Origin of the sequence: Methylocapsa aurea (assembly GCF_000746085.1) — a bacterium.
In the GTDB taxonomy this organism is placed as follows: Bacteria; Pseudomonadota; Alphaproteobacteria; order Rhizobiales; family Beijerinckiaceae; genus Methylocapsa; species Methylocapsa aurea.
On the sequence record NZ_JQKO01000026.1, the window covers coordinates 1 to 16,321 of the forward strand.

7 protein-coding genes are annotated in these 16,321 nt (G+C 60.9%); all 7 read right to left on the bottom strand.

What is annotated here, in order from left to right:
- Positions 1 to 290: 290 nt before the first annotated feature.
- Positions 291 to 3,443, bottom strand: coding sequence for a UvrD-helicase domain-containing protein (locus tag DL86_RS14355; RefSeq protein ID WP_051953487.1), 3,153 nt, complete (start codon positions 3,441 to 3,443; stop codon positions 291 to 293).
- 2 nt (positions 3,444 to 3,445) lie between these two features.
- Positions 3,446 to 6,091, bottom strand: coding sequence for a PD-(D/E)XK nuclease family protein (locus DL86_RS14360; protein WP_036262876.1), 2,646 nt, complete (start codon positions 6,089 to 6,091; stop codon positions 3,446 to 3,448).
- Positions 6,092 to 6,171: 80 nt separating this feature from the next.
- Entirely contained in the window at positions 6,172 to 6,495 is a 324-nt protein-coding gene (locus DL86_RS14365; RefSeq protein WP_156964671.1) for a hypothetical protein, read from the bottom strand.
- Between the two features lie 178 nt (positions 6,496 to 6,673).
- A complete protein-coding gene (locus tag DL86_RS18845; protein ID WP_084572943.1) occupies positions 6,674 to 11,860 on the bottom strand; it encodes a DUF4011 domain-containing protein in 5,187 nt (1,728 codons plus the stop codon).
- 407 nt (positions 11,861 to 12,267) lie between these two features.
- Positions 12,268 to 13,308: a DNA polymerase IV gene (gene dinB, locus DL86_RS14380; RefSeq protein WP_245276388.1), complete on the bottom strand. Its 1,041-nt coding sequence runs from the start codon at positions 13,306 to 13,308 to the stop codon at positions 12,268 to 12,270.
- Positions 13,309 to 13,421: 113 nt separating this feature from the next.
- Positions 13,422 to 14,087 (bottom strand): SOS response-associated peptidase, encoded by a 666-nt coding sequence (locus DL86_RS14385; RefSeq protein ID WP_051953491.1) that lies wholly within the window; start codon positions 14,085 to 14,087, stop codon positions 13,422 to 13,424.
- A gap of 11 nt (positions 14,088 to 14,098) precedes the next feature.
- On the bottom strand, positions 14,099 to 16,168 hold the full coding sequence (locus DL86_RS14390) for an ATP-dependent helicase (RefSeq protein ID WP_036262887.1): 2,070 nt from the start codon (positions 16,166 to 16,168) through the stop codon (positions 14,099 to 14,101).
- Between the last annotated feature and the right edge of the window lie 153 nt (positions 16,169 to 16,321).

The window sequence follows — 16,321 nt, forward strand, 5'->3', positions numbered from 1 at the left end:
CCCCGACAAATCAGCCAGGGGGAGGTCAAAACATGGGTCAGTTCTCAGTGAAAAACTCTGGCCTTCCAGGGTCACATCTCAGTGGAAATCAACAGCCTGATCATGGAGACTCGCCAGATGCGAGCGCGCTTCGAGGGGGTCTTGGATTGACGAGCTAAATAAGGGTCAATAGCCGGTCGATTGTCAATCAGCCCGCTTTTCGCGCTGCCGTCTATCGAGGGTCGCAGACCCCGGAATTGCGTCGAGGTTTCGTCTTTGATGACTTCGAGTCGTTGATTGTAGTTCCGACGTCATTCGACCATCAAAACCTCACCCGCGATGGGCAGATGCAGGCCGAGCTTTACCGCCTTCGTAACCGGCATCGCCGCCGTGATCGCGTCGCGATAGAGGCGCAGTTGACCGCCGTGTTTTCTTGCCTGTTCGAGCCACTGCAGCCGGGCACCGGGGAAGCTCTTGTGGTCGACGACGACGATCACGTCCGAGGTCTCGACGACGACGTCCAGGCGACCGGACATCGTCCTATCCCCTAAGCGATAGATGATCGGCGCCTCGCGGCGAAGGACCGCGCCCGGCCATCGCTTGTCGACGAATGCGCGAAAACGCGTCCCCATCTCGACGACATGGCGAGGGTCGAGACAAGTGACGCCCCAAGCGTCGAGGAGCCGGGATGCGACCGCGACCCGCCAAGAATCTCCACGGGATGGGTCATCCGCCGCGAGGAAGCGATGGGTGGCTTCGCCGACGCTCGTCATGTCGGCCGCGCCGCCGAACGGCAGCCGCCAGCCGAGATCAACCTCGTCGACGATCTCGGCCTCGTCGTCGCGTCCGACGTCGCTGGGACGCAGGCGAAGGGGAATATGCGACGCCGATGGGACGGCGACGGCGCCGAAAGCGACTGACGGCGCCGACGCGATACTGTCGTCGGAGGCGCGGAATTCGGCAACCCTGACGGGATGGTCGACGCCGTTGACGAGAACCGTGGAAACTTCGCCGACTGGGACTGCCACGACGGGGCTGCCTGAGTCGGCGACGAGCTCGTCCAGCCATTCGGTTTCGATGCGCTGCTCCTTTTTGGTGACTACCTTTTTCGCCGCGAGAACGAGGTAGTCGCGTGCGCGGGTGGCGCCGACATAGAGCAGCCTGGCCCGTTCGGCGCGTTCGGCCCGCGCAGCCTCCCGCCCCTCCGGGGAATTGGCTGCGATCACGTCGAACGACACGTCCTTGGCCTGCTTGCCGAGCGGCCAGGGCCAGAACCGGATCCAGCGCCCGGCGAGCGGGTCGCGCCAGTCTATGGCGTTCGACGGGACATCACTCGCGATCTGGACGCCGAAGGCGTCGCCCTTGGGCTCGGAATCGAGATCGGTCAGGATCACGAGCGGCCATTCCAGCCCCTTGGAACCGTGGTAGGTCAGGACGGTGACGGCGTCCTTGGCGCGGCTGGCGGGACGCTCGGCCTCCTGATCGGCCAGCCACGCGCAAAGGTCGGAGACCGTTGCGGGAGCGCGTCCCCGACGACGCTCCTCCTCGTAGCCGGCGACGACGCCGCGCAGAGCTTCGAGGTTCAAGAGGCGATCGTCGACGCTGCCCCACCGCAGAACAGCCTGCGAGACCCCGCCGGCCCCGAGGACCGCGTCGAGGAATTCGAGCGGAGTCTTGTGCCTGCCGCCGTCGGCGACGTTCCTTAGGGCGGCGGCGATCGGGACCATGGCCTCCATCCTGGAGTGGCCGTCCTCTTCGAGGCTGGCCTCAAACCACGCGGGCTGTCCTTCGCCGTTCCCCAACAGGTGCGCCAACTCGGCGAGTGCGACTCCGTCCCTGCGGTCGACAGACCACCGGAGCGCGGCCAAGGCGAGACGGCATTCGAGCGTCCCGAAGAGGCCGCCGCGCTTGATCGCAACTTTGAGTCCGGACCGCGCGAGGACGTCCGCGACAGAAAGGCAGGCCGGGTTCGACCGACACAGGATTGCCACGTCGCCGGGGGCTAGCGGACGCGCCTCATTGCCGCGGGCCACGATCCAATCGCCGGCGTTCGCGAGGGCGTCGAGGATGCCGGTCGCGAGGGAGCCGACGTAGGACGAATTGGAATCCTTGACGGCGCGCCAGACATTGAGCGGCGTCTGCTGGCCCGGGAGATCTTTCCTTTCCACGTGCGCGATCCGGGTCGCCTCGGGAGGCAAACTATGGGACTGGAAGGTCGGGGCGAAGGCGTCGTTGAAGAAGTCGACGAGGCCGCGACGACTGCGCCAGTTCCGGTCGAGGGTCAGGTCCGCACCTCCGGTCGCGTTGCGGATGTCCTGCGCGACGTAGGTGATGAGGTCCGGATCGGTCTGACGAAAACGGTAGATCGACTGCTTCGGATCGCCGACCCACACACTGGAGCCTGCGAGGCGCGACATGGCGACGAAAACGGCGAGCTGGAGCGGACTGGTATCTTGGAACTCGTCGACGAACACGGTCTGGAGGCGCTCGCGAAGCTGCTGTTCAAGTTCGCGCTTTCCGAGCAGTTCGAGGGCGAGCCGCTCCTGGTCCACGAAGTCCACGAGTCCCCAAGCGCGCTTGTATTCCTCGTACGCCAGCACGGCGGCGGCGGCGCATGAGAAGACCGCTCGGACGTAGGCGTCGACCTGCGTGAGCAAACTCGGGTGCCGCGCGAAGGCGGAGGCGGCCGCCTTGAGTCCGCGGAACTTCGGCTCGTCCTTGACGCCGGGCTTCAGTTTGGCGAGCTTCGCCCATCGCTGCCAAGGTTGACGCTCGACCTTGCCGTCGAGAAAGTCGCCCACCTCCTTCAACGCGGTCAGCGTCACGCCGACGAGGCTGGAAACTCCGTCGAATTCGCGGAGCACGCCCTGCGCCTCGGCGACGAGGTTGGAGTTGATGGAGGATGCGGTCTCTCCGGGGAGTGGCGCTTCCATCAGTTTACGAAAGCCCTCCATGGAACGGTCTGCACACACGGCGAAAGCGGATTCGGGGATGTTGTTGGCGCGGGCGAGTTCGACGACGCGGACCACGTCGCCCATCCATTCCTCGGTCCCGAGAAGCGTGGCCAGCCGGTCGAGTTCGTCGGCGTGGGAGGCGACGGCTACGTCCGCCGCCCTGAGAAAGGCGGCGGCGGCCCCGTCCTGGTCGATCACCTCGACGATGGGGGAAAGCCCGAGGCCGAAGGCGAACTCCTTCACGAGCCCGCCGCAGACGCCGTTGACGGTCCCGACGCGGGCGCCGAGCATGCGAACGGCGTTTGCGGCGTTGCCGCGCGACAGGAGGCGCCCGCGGGCGCGCTCCCGCAGCTCGTCGGCCGCCTTGACGGTGAAGGTGGTGGCGACGACTCGGGCCGGGTCGCGCCCTGCGGCGACGTCGATCTCGATGCGTTCGGTCAGCGTGTGGGTCTTGCCCGTGCCGGCGGAGGCGGTGACGACGCCGACGGGGTGGGAAACATGTTGGTCCATGGTCATTCCTCCCCGCAGATGCCGGCGAATTCGCAGTAGACGCACCTGGGCGGCGCCAAGAGATAGGGGTCGTCGTATTTCTCGTGGTCCTTAAGCCGTCTGTGTTCGACGGCCGAACGGATCCTGCCCGTTCCCATGTCGGCGACTACCGCCCCAAACGAGGCGGCGACCTTGTCCCACGTGTCCTTCGCGGACGGTCCTTCGACCATGACGCCGGCGCCGCCGGGGTCGGTCGTCAGGAACCTGCTCTGGCGCAGCATGAAATAGCCGACGCGGGCGTCGACGGAAGGGTCGGAGACGTGGCGACCATAGACGCCGACTTGGATGGCGGTCCCGAGCTTCAGATCCCTGCGAACGTAGGAGTCGGTCCGGTACCACTTGAGATCGATCACGACGGGGCGACCGGCTAGCGTCGTCGCCCTCATGTCGATCCGGCCCGAGACGCCGAAGCCGGGCGAAAGCGTGTCGGGCTCGGAGAACTCAGTCTCCACGCCCACGATGGTCAGCCCGTCGGCGTGGAGGAAACGGGCGAGGTCGCCTAGCGCGGACGGGATCGCGGCCTTGGCCGCCGAGAGTTCGGCGGCGAATTCCGGCAGAAGCAGGGTAGCCGCCATTTGGGGAAGAAGTTCGGGCAGGCGGCGTCCGGCGTAGGCCTCGACCTCTTCGGGCGCGGGCGGAGGACCGGGCCTAAACGCCTCCTCGGCGACGCGGTGAGCGATGAGGCCGAGGAGCTTTCCTGCTTCGGGGAGGGACTGGCGCAGTCCGGGCCTGAGTCCGCCGGCATATTGGAGAGTCCAGCGCAGCGGACAGGTGAGCATGGTTTCTAGGGAAGAGGCGGATTCCGTCGGACGGGGATGCACCGCGTCCGGCCGGGTCGTCCAGTCGCGCCTTGTCGCGGGAGGCGTCGCTACTGCGGTGGCCAGACGCGACACGGCGCGCCCGGCAAAGGAGACTGATCCGCTCGAAAAAAACTCCTCGGCCCGGAAAGTGACCTTGTCGCCGACGTCGGGCGCGCGCGCGACGAGCGAATGCCATAGGGGGTGGGCCTTGGTCTCGACGCCGGCCACGACGGAGGGTCGCACAAGGAGGATCCTGTCGCGCGCGTGACGGAGCGGTCGCTCCCACGCGGCGGCCAAGCGTCGAAGTTCCAAATCCGGGTCATCCGGGGGGCATCCTGCGGCCGCGAGTGCGGCCAGCTCCGCCTCGTTCCACCGGGCGAAGGCCGAGGTCTCTCCGGCGTCCGCGAAGTTCCACCAGACGACGGTTCCTGCCGTGCCCCATACGCCGCCGGGATGGCGCACGGCGCGCCATGGGGAGGCTTCGGCGACGGCGGACGGATCCGGCACGCCGTTCGACAAGGCCTCCTCGATCATGCGTTCGATCAGCACCCGGTCGAGCCTGTCGAGCCCCGTCGCGTCGACGGCGGCGGACAAGTCGGCGGAAATGACGGCGAGGGTGGCCATGAGCCCGTCGTCCTCCATCGTGGCCCGTTTCGTGGCCCATTGCGAGACCCGGTCGGCGATGGCGCGCGCCTCCAGCCTCGGAATGCCGACCTTCGGATCATGCCGCGTGGGTTCGAGGAACGGTCGCCACGTCGCGACCTTGGCCGCGTGTCCGACTGGATCGGCACCTTCTGGAACATCGGTGGCGATCTCGTCCCATGCCTTGGCCCACTCGTCGCCGCCTACGCCGGGGTTCTTCGCGACGACCTTGGCCAGCGTTCTGGCCACCAAATGCGGCAGGGGGCTGGTCGGCAGCAGGAGGAAGTCGAGGAGCCTGTTCGGATCCGGCGGCTCCCACGCGAGGGAGAAGGCGAGCGGCAGCACCTGCAACAGGGCGCGGTGCGGAGACGGCTCCGAGACGCCGAACCTCGGCAGGCCGCACCGTGCGAGGGCGTGGTCGAGAAGATCCGTGTCCTTGCCGAGTACGAAAGTCAGGTTCCGGTTGGCCTCGGAGTCGGCGGCAAGCCATGCAGACAGGGCTTCGACGGCCGAAATCTCGGTGTCCGCAGAAAGCAGGACTAGGGTTCCATCGCCGGAGAGTCCAATGTTCTTCGCCCCGGACGCGAGAAGTCCAAGGTCGCCGGCGACGGATTCTGGCTCCGGAACGGGCATCTGATGAACGGAGGCCCCGGCGTCTTCCAGCGCGCACAGCAGGGATCGCCACCCGGCCGGCAACAAGGAACGGTCGTCGACGAGGCCGATTTCGAGCGTGGACAGGGGCGGAGACCCGTTCAGTCCTTCGATCGCGGTTCGGAGCCTGTCGGCCAAGCCGAGCGGCAGGACAGGTCCGGATGTCTCTGCGGCTCCCAGGTCCGCAAGGCGGCTTCGCTCACTGCCGACGCCGGCTTTCCAACCAGCTTCAATGAGTTCGTCGCGCCATCGAAGAAGTTCGCGGGCGGTCGACCACGGATCGACGGCGAATGACTTCGACCAGAACCTTTCTGGACCGGTGGCTTCGATCTTTTGCCTGTGCACCGCGATCCGCCGCACGGCGGCGATGTCGGGACGCCCAAGTCCGAGCATGGTCTCTACATGGTCCAGCAAACGAAGCGGGCCGACGACTTCTTGGTCAAGAACGGCGCAATCTGTCCCCGGATGCTCGGGCCAAGCACCGGCGTCGGCGAACCATGAGAAGACCAGTTGCATGAAGAACCTCTCGGCTCGAAAGCACATGAATGAAGCAGGCTGGGAAGCCTCTGAGATCCAATGGTCACGTCAACGGTTTTCTATTTCAACGTACCTGCCAATGCTGCCGGACGGGCACCAGACCCCATTGACTCGATATCTCCAAAATGTTCTATTTTTGTTCTTATATCAAGACGGAGCGGAACGATGCCCGCAACGGCCGAGCAAGACCCCTTTGCCGAGCCGGCCGACGAAAAGATCGCCGAGATCATCGCCAAATTTGGCGGGAGTCGGAGCGGGTTTTGGCTGTCCGTCAACGCGCGCTGCGCACCTTCAATGGCCCACTGGGAAAACTGGTCGATTACCTTGGGTTTGAGCGCCGCGACCTCTTCGTTGATGGTGAGACTGGAGAGTAAATTATTCAAGACTACACCATATGGGTGGGGTTCACGACGGAGGCGAAATGAGACTGTTGACTCATGCTCCTGCACCGTCAATGTACGTAGACAGAATATATATCATAAACAATGGGATAAAAGACATAATCTTATACCGTGGGCGATCGATCTTTAGCGTTGCCTGAAACGACATGCAATCGCCAATCTAACCGTCTCGTAATATGTCTTCAGTCTGCTCAGAATTCGGAAATACCGAAGTGACCCACCGATAGTCGTTGAAGCCGCGGACCGGTTGCAACCGACGCTGCTCGAGCGTCTTTACGAGTTTTTCGGTTTCACGCGCCGGGTTGTCGAACCAGTCTGTCGACCAAACGCGGATTAGATCCCAGCCGAGCCCTCGGAGTACCTCCTCGCGCAGGCGGTCGCGATCTCGTGCGCTCTTGCTCGAATGATAGCTCGCGCCATCGCATTCGACACCGGCGAGAAACATCTCGGGGTGATCTGGATGGCGAACACCGAGATCGATCCTGTAACCGGAAACGCCGACCTGCCGGACGATATCGTAACCCTTACGGCGCAGACGATCTGCCACTTCAATCTCGAAGTCGCTGTCTGGCTCGCCCCCAAGCGTCTGCACCGCCGCGCGCCCCCGCGTCTCAGCGTATTCCAGATAGCGTTTTAGAATCTGGACGCCTTGGTGGCTCCCTTCGGGCGGCTTCACATCGGCCGATCCAAATGATGCGAAAATGCAAACGCGTATGCGCGCTCGCGAAAAGAGGACGTTGAGACGCCGATGGCCTTGCTTCCCATTTATGGGCCCGAAACGCTGCTTCATAGCTGTCGCACCTGGCTCACGGCCATAAGTAAGGGAGATGAATATAAAGTCTCGCTCGTCTCCTTGAACGTTCTCGAGATTCTTTATGAAGACTTCCTCTCCCTTTGATTTCACCTTCTCCCGATAGCGGTCGACCAGCACATCATTGGCGGAAAGGCGATGTACCTCCTCGCGAAGCAATTCAAACTGGGTCGCGTTGACCGCCACAATGCCGAGCGTCGGGATCGACTCTTCACTTTCCTCTGCGAAACGCCGCATGAATTCGACGGCTTCTTCCGCGAGCCTACCCGCTTCGATCACATTTCTGCGAGCCTGATAGAAGCCATCAACACGCACGAGGTCCACCGAAAACGATGCGGGCCTTGCTTGTGGAAAAGTGATGAGGGCATTGTCATAGAATTCGGCGTTCGAGAATGCGATCAAGCTTTCGCAGCGACTACGGTAATGCCATTTTAGACGACGGAGTTCACGGAAACTTCTCTGGCAGGCCTCAAGGATCGATTCATCATCGATATCCTCGAAATCATCGTCAGAGGAGGGTCTGTCGTCCGAACGCGTAAAGAAATCGGTCGGGGGCAACTGCTTGGGATCACCGACCACAACAATTTGCTTGGCCCGCAACAATCCACCAAGAGCATCCTCAGGCTGCATCTGAGAGGCTTCATCGATCACGATGAGATCGAACGCGAGCTTTCCGGGCGTGAGAAACTTGGCAAGAGAGAGCGGCGACATCATGAAGCACGGCTTCAATGTCTGGATGGCTTGGCCGCCTCTTGACAGAAGGTCCCTCACTGGTGCGAAGCGCCGCTGCTTTGCGAATTCATTGCGGAGAAGCGCCGCATCCGTCCAAGTTGATTTCGGTCCGTAATTTGAACCATTGGGTGGCGTAGCGTGGAGGAGCTTGTCCTTCACCGTCTTTCGATCGCTCTTAATTTTTCGATGATCCCTCTCAGCAAATATTTTGCGCCGCGCTTCAAGAGTAGATCCGTTGCTACCGAGGGCTGGCGTCATTCGGCGTATGCGGTCGGCGCGCCGCTCCGAGACAAACGTTTCGAACACGTTCTGTAAGCGGATGCCTTCTAGCAAGAGCTTGTCTGCGCTGGTCAGGAATTCGGAAAGGCCGGCCTGTGAGAGGATCTGCCGTTGACGGCCTATAGCGATCAATTCGTTGAGTTCTACCTGGTGTTCGGTCAAGAGATCGATTTGCTCGGCAAGGGACGACGCTGGAAGCGTTTCGAAATCACGCATCCCGAATTCGCCAGTGACAACAGCCAACAGCCCTTTGTATCGTGATTTGAGCGATCCTCCATCTTGGGCGACCTCGCGTAATATTTCGCGCTGGGTACTCGCATTTGCGGAGACGAGGCGTTTTTTCCAGAATTCGGGACAATTGGATCGGCGAATATCCCGGATCCATGCGATTGCCGCAAAGGCGGAGTCTATGTCGGCCTCGCTGTGCCCCAGCGCTTCAATAACGTCCCGCGTCGGCCTAGCTGCGATCCGCTTACCAAGCTCCTCCAGTCTGGCGATGCGCTCCGCCGTCTCGGCGATTTGCTTGATCGGAAAGTGAATCAGCGCGAGCTCTTGTTGCGGATCCAGCGAGAGGAATTGCCGTATGGTCGCAATTTCGGCGTCAAGTTCGACGAGTACGCGATCAATGGATTTTGAACTTAATAGGCACTTGATCTCCGGACTTAGCGTCCCCAACGTTTGTCCTAGGTCGGCATAAAGGCCGATCGCCTCAATTTGGCTAGGGCTGAGCGAGAATATTCGCGCGCTCACACGCGCGCCGGTCGGAAGCGTCGAAACTTTCGTTTCGATAAAGCCACGTAGCTTCAGACCGATTGAGATATTCTCAAAGGGACTGTCGAGGCCGCGCCAATGCACGCCCAACATCGTGGCGGCGCCGACATCGTTTACGAAGGCGGATAACTCCTGGACGTGTCGGCTTAACGACTCGAGATGATCCGCGGTATCGTTTGTTTCGTCCAGAGAGAGCTTAGCAACGAGTGCGCGCGCCGCCTTCCCTGCTGCCGTCAGGCTAGCGAGTCCCTTTCCTATTCCCCTTTTTCGAAAGAACGGAGCCGCCGCGTCAATTTCGTCGGCTGGCAGCCAGTTTCGTGAGCCATAGCGGTGGAGCTTGTCGCGCCAGTCCTGTTCCAAGGATACGAGGGCTGCCCATCTGGCATATAGTGGCCAAAAGGCGGCGTCGTGGAGAGTCGGCAGCTCGCCAATCCAAGGCCGATGTTCTGGATTTATCTTGGAAGCGATTACAGCCGCTGCGGCGACAGCATCAAGGCCGTTCGCTGGGTGCGAGCGGTCCAGTCCGATCTGATCGAGAAGAGGCATGAATTCATTTAGGATTTCGACAACCGCCAGAGCCTGAGCCAATCGTCCTCCGGCAGCCGCGTAGGCGTCCCGAGCTGTCAATGTTCGAAATTCATTTGCCAGAGGATGTCTTAGGATAGATGTTGCGACGTTGAGCCTGTCGAGTGGTTCGCAACGAAGGTCTGGCAGCGATCTCAACTCAGCTTCGATGCCGAGAATGTCACGCCGCAATGCAAAACCGTGCTCAAGTTCGGCGAGGTCGAAATTGACGAGTTCCGCAATGAGGCGATCGTCGGGCGCATCGGCGATTTGATCATTAAGCACGACAAGATGATCAATGCCCCCGAGTGTTCCGGCGCCCAGATCATCATTCCGAGCGAAATACTTAGTGAGCTCCGACGCAGCGTCATGCAGCTTCGTCAACGTGTCGATGAGCCGGGGAATCTCAAAGGTTGGGAAGTCCCCGAGTTGAACGCACGCCCAAGGGGAATGGGCTGGATGGCCGAAGCTCGATGCAAAACTTGTCGAGAGGTGAGCATAAATTTCGATCTGGCCGCGCAGCTCGGCGAGTCGATTTGGGTCATCGAGGACGTCGGATGAAAGAACAATTGGTCGCATCGAGTCCATCACATCGCTATTGCGACTTCGGCCACGCACTGCCCTCCAGATGAGGTTGAAAGGCGTCAATCCATCTGCGTCCTCCGCATGCAGGGCAGCAACATAGCGACTAATCTCATCGCGGCTTTCAACCCAAGTTGGGTCTTTAGCGGTCACTGTGCCGCTTGGAGTGGATTCCCGGCCGAGCTGCACGCGCGCCTGAAGGCTCTCGATCACCGACTTTGGTGAAGCCTTGTCCGAATGGAGCTCAAGACAAAAGTCGCCGAGGCCAGCCTGATCGAGACGGCGCTTGACGACGTCGAGAGCAGCCTGCTTTTCAGCAAGGAACAAGACGCGTTTGCCCGCCCCTAGCGCGTTTGCTACGATATTGGTGATCGTTTGCGATTTGCCGGTGCCAGGCGGTCCCTGAATCACCAAATTTTTTTCTTTCATCACATCGATAAGCGCGCTGTGCTGCGATGCGTCCGCGTCATGGATCAGGATCGGTGCGATCTTCTCGAATTCTGGATCGTCAATTGGATAATCCGCTGGGACGCCAAGCAGTCCCGGCCCCTCGCCAGTGCGCTCGACTCCACTCAAAATCGCGTTTACGAGACTGTGGGCGGAAGGGTGCTCGGTCCAATTTTCTGGATTGAGGTCCGCATACATTGCGAACCGGCCGAATGCAAAATGTCCAAGCACGAGCCATCGCCGGATCCCCCATCGCTTCAGTCCATCAACGGCGGCGCGCGTCTTCTCTAAATAGGACTCGATGGACCCGAAAGGATCGTCTTCGCTGCATTCGAAGTCGGGAAGGGCGCGGTTGAAATCCTTTTCTACAACTTTCTGAAGGCTGAGATTTACCTCGACGGAACCTTCACGGATCGAGAGGTAATAGACGGATTTTCCCTTGACCTTTTTCTCCTCAAGTCGCACCGGAAGGAGCAGCAATGGGGCGAAGAATTTTTTATCAGAATTGTCGGCTTCATACCATTCCAAGAAACCGAAAGCGAGAAACAGTGTTGAAAGCCCCATCTCTTGATCAGCAAGCCGTGCATCGCTCGAGATTTTTTCGAGGATGCTTTCGAGTTCGTCCGAATACATGAGAGTCTGGAGCGCAGAATCGGGGTGAACTTCCCTTTGCCGATTCGGTCGGAGCTCGAGACTGGGGTCAACCCCAATCGATCTCGCGTGGTCAGCCCGATTAATCTCTTTTCTAGACGGCCGCGGCGGTAGCCCTAGCTGACCTCGAACCTTTTCACGTAGTTCACGTTCGAGAGTTGCGACGGCGATCTCGTCGTCCCTGCCCTTGCTCTCGAGGGCCTCGCGCTTAACGAGGTATTCAACATCTGACACCCTTGCATGCTCCAGGGCCGACTTAAACTCTTCGCTTCTCTCATCCGCCGGGATGTCGTCGGGATCAGGGAGGCCCTGGATCTCGAGAGCGGCTTCTTCCGCGACGAGTTTGCGGTAAACATCCTCAAATACATGATCGATGATTTGCAGATGCTTCTTCGACCTCGTGGCGAAGCTGTAATTCAGCATTCGGTTTCTTTTCGACAAGTCGAGAAGTTTCAGGCGAAGCTGCTCATAAAGTTTCGCAAGGCGGGATTGTTCGGTCTCGTCCTGCATGGACGCGTTAGCTCCTTGTACCGGCAATTTTAAAATCCAAATATTTGCTTCGTATCACATACGCTAGCGATGGACAGGGGTGCCGCTCCCCGACCCAGAACCGACCAAATTAAGCGGGAAGACTCCAAGTGCGATGGAAGTTCTCCAAAACAATCTTCTCATGATTTGATGATCTCGACATAAGGATTGTGCATGTTCTCTCCTAACGCCCCCGCGTCAATGATCTTCAACCCCTCCTCGAAAATATTGCCGTACACGCGTTGCGCGAGACATGTCATGCTGTCGCATAACTCCTCAATACGGAACTGGAAACGCCGGCAATGCTGTAAAGGCGATTGAGGACTTGAATATTGCCCCATTACGCCTAGTGGACAGCCGGTCGCGCGTCATTTCGGCTCACAAATCGACTAAAGCGCTAGGCTCAATTGAGACTGCTCGTTCGCCCGATCGTCGTCCAGCGACGACAATGACGCGCCCAGAAGCCGGATGCCTTTTGCGAGCGGAAAAAGGCTTTCGAGGAGTTCGAGGCTTTGCCGTTCAAGGTCGGCGCGCGTCTCAAATGGCGCTGCGCTCGTCCGGCTTCGCGTGATCTGCTGGAAATCGGCGTATTTGACCTTCAGCGTCACCGTCCGCCCACGCGCTCCAGCGCTCTCGCAATGACGCCAGACCTTTTCCACGATCGGCTGCAGCGCATCGCGCGCTGCCTCAACGGTGAAGAGGTCAGCGAAAAAGGTGTTTTCCGCGCCAACCGACTTGCGAATCCGATCGGCGCGAACCGGCCGTTCGTCGATCCCGCGCGCGATCCAGTAGTAGTATGGCCCTGCTTTCCCGAATTGATCCTGCAGATAGGCAAGCGGATGCGTCTTCAGGTCGAGTCCCGTCGCAATTCCGAGCCTGTTCATCTTCGCGGCGGTCGCAGGTCCGACGCCATGGAATTTTCGGACCGGCAGTGTCTCGACAAAGGCCGGCCCCATCTTTGGCGTGATCACGAAGATCCCGTCGGGCTTGCGATGATCCGATGCGAGCTTCGCCAGAAACTTGTTGTAGGATACACCGGCGGAGGCGGTGAGCTTCGTCTCGGCGCGGATCTTCGCTCGGATCTGTTCCGCTATCTCGGTCGCGGAGGATATCCCCTTGAGATTTTCAGTCACGTCCAAATAGGCTTCGTCGAGTGACAGCGGCTCGATGATCGGCGTATATTCGGCGAAGATCGCCCGCATCTGTTGGGAGACTTCCCTGTAGACGTCGAACCTCGGCTTCACGAAAATCAGGTCTGGGCATTTCCGCTTGGCCGTGATCGACGGCATCGCCGAGCGGACGCCGAATTCCCGCGCCTCGTAGCTCGCGGCCGCGACAACTCCGCGTTCGCGTGAACCACCGACCGCGACCGGCTTTCCCCGTAGCCAGGAATTGTCGCGCTGCTCAACTGAAGCGAAAAAGGCGTCCATGTCGACATGGATGATCTTGCGTTGTCGCGCGGGTTCGATCGACTGGCTTCGATCCTGATGATCGAACGGGGTCGTTGACTTGTTTCGATCGGAATCCTGCACGAGCATGACGATCAGGCCGCAAAGCCTCCCTCGTCTTTCTTTTCGCCCCTTGCGACGATCATGAGAGCGGCGTCGGGAAGCGGCCGCTGCAGCTTCAGAGCCTCCGCCGCGGGCGCGGTCATCCAAAAATCGATTTCTTCCTGCGTCGTCAGAATGACGGGCATGGCTTTCGGATGGATCTGAGCCACGACCGCGTTGGGCTTAGTCGTCAGAAACGCGAAGATGTCGTTGTTCGTCTCGCCTTCTTTCACTTTCCTGACCGACGTCCAATTGGTCCAGATTCCGGCGAAGAAAGCCAGAGGACGGGCCTCGTCGAATGCAAACCAGACGGATGGATGCGTGCCGTCAGGCAGCGCCTCGTTCTCAGAAAAACTCGTGAAAGGCACAACCGCGCGATTCTCGACGCCGAGCCATCGGCGCCAATGCGGCGATTTCACATTGCGGACATTTGTGACGCCTGGATCAGATTTCTTCCCCTTTAGCGCGAAGACAGGCGACGGCATGCCCCACCGCGCCATCGTGAGTTCGCGTCCGTCAAGCTGATTGCGCACAATCGGGGCCGCATAGTCGGGAAAGATCCCAGGAAAGGGTGGCAGGTTGCCCGTGCGGTCGCTCATGGCGCGCGCGAACTCGCGGATCGCCTGCTGCCCTTTGGTCAACGAATATAAATTGCACATCGGCGGTTTTCCTAGCGCCACATGCCGCGCATGCGCGCGCCGACATCGACTCGGACCCGCCTCGCATCGAGCCGCCCCTCAGCCGCGGCCGGCGCCGCGGGCCATGCGCAGATCTCGAAGAGCTGCAGAAGCTTCGCTGGAATGAAGCGCGTGCGCGAGGCATAGACATGACGGTCGCCCTGCGCGTTCTGGCCATGGGTGAAGAAGCGCTGCGGCAAGACGAGATGCAGATCGTCCTTCGCGCGCGTCATGGCGACGTAGAGAAGGCGCCGCTCCTCCTCGATTTCGGCGGTCGTTCCCGCGCCAAGATCGGACGGAATGCAGCCATCGACGACATTGAGCAGAAACACCGATTTCCATTCCTGCCCCTTTGCGGAATGAATGGTGGACAGGATCAGATAGTCTTCGTCCAAGTGCGGCGCGCCAGCCTGATCACTGGTCGCATCCGGCGGGTCGAGCGTCAGTTCGGTCAAGAAGCGCTCGCGGGAGGCATAGCCGGACGCGATCTGTTCGAGCTGCAGGAGGTCGGCCTGCCGGACGGAAGCGTCTTCGTGGATGCGGGTGAGATGCGGCTCATACCAGAGCCGCGCCTGCTCGATTTCCGCCGGCCATCCGGCCTTGCCCGCACTAACGCGCAGCAAGATTTCCACGAACTCCGTCCAGGCGGCGCCGGCGCGCGGCGGCGGTGGACTGTCCGCAAGCACGGAAAGCGGATCCGGCCCATCCGCCATGAGGTCGAGCGCGCGCTGCGCCGTGGTCGGCCCGACGCCTGGCAGGAGCTGCATGAGGCGGAAGCCAACGACCCGGTCGCGCGGGTTCTGCACAAAACGCAGCAGCGCCAGCATGTCCTTGACATGGGCGCTGTCGAGGAATTTGAGGCCGCCGAATTTGACGAAGGGAATGTTGCGCCGGGTCAGTTCGACCTCAAGCTGGCCGCTGTGATGGGATGCGCGGAACAAGACGGCCTGCTGCTTCAGCGCCGCGCCGCACTCGCGGTTTTCCAGAACCCTCTCGACGACGTAGCGCGCCTGATCGGCCTCGTCGCGGACGCTGACGAGACGGGGGCGATCCGCTGACTGACGCTCGGTCCAGAGCTTCTTGGTGAAGCGCTCCGCGGCGAGATCGATGACGCCATTGGCGGCGGCAAGGATCGGCTGGGTCGAGCGATAATTCCGGTCCAGCGTGATGACGTCGGCCGGCGGGCTGAACCCGGCGGGAAAATCGAGAATGTTGCGCACCGAAGCGGCGCGGAAGGAATAGATCGACTGCGCATCGTCGCCGACGACCGTGAGGCCCCTGCCGCCGGGCTTCAGCGCCATCAGGATCGAGGCCTGGAGACGGTTGGTGTCCTGATATTCATCGACCAGCACATGGTCAAACCGGCCGCCGATATCCTCGGCGAGCATCGGATCGCCGACCGTCTGCGCCCAATAGAGCAGGAGATCGTCGTAATCGAGAACATTCTGCGACTGCTTGGCCTCGACGTATGCCGCGAAAAGTTCGCGCAATTGCTCGCTCCATCCGACGCACCACGGGTAGGAGCCGCGCAGCACGTCGGCCAGCGGCAGTTCCGCATTGACGGCGCGGGAGTAGATCGCGAGGCATGTCCCCTTGGTCGGAAACCGGCTTTCCATCTTTGAAAAGCCGAGCTCGTGCCGGACGAAGTTCATGAGGTCGGCGCTATCTTCCCGGTCGTGGATCGTGAAAGCCGGATCGAGGCCGATTTGTTCGGCATAATCGCGCAGCAGCCTTGCGCCGATCCCATGAAACGTCCCCGCCCATGCGAGCGCATCGGTCATGACGCCGGCTTTGCTCCCGAGCACCTTGGCGTAGATGCGCTCGACGCGTCGGCTCATTTCGGCCGCCGCCCTTCGGGAAAAGGTCATCAGCAGGATGCGGCGAGGATCGGCGCCGCTGACAATCAGATGGGCGACGCGGTGCGCCAGCGTGTTGGTCTTGCCCGAACCCGCTCCTGCGATGATCAGCAGCGGACCGCCGATCGCTCCGTCGGCGAGGCCAACCCCATGCTCCACGGCGCGGCGCTGTTCGCTGTTCAATGTCTCCAGATGCGCCGCGCTCACGAATGCCCCGATATCTTGCTGTTATTCCTCAGTGATTCGCCGACCCCTTTTACATACCGCACTTCAAGCTCCGCGGCTGCGTCAATGAAGGTTGATGCGACGGATTGACTCACGCGGCCAGATCAGAACATTTAGGGAACATAACATTCGAGA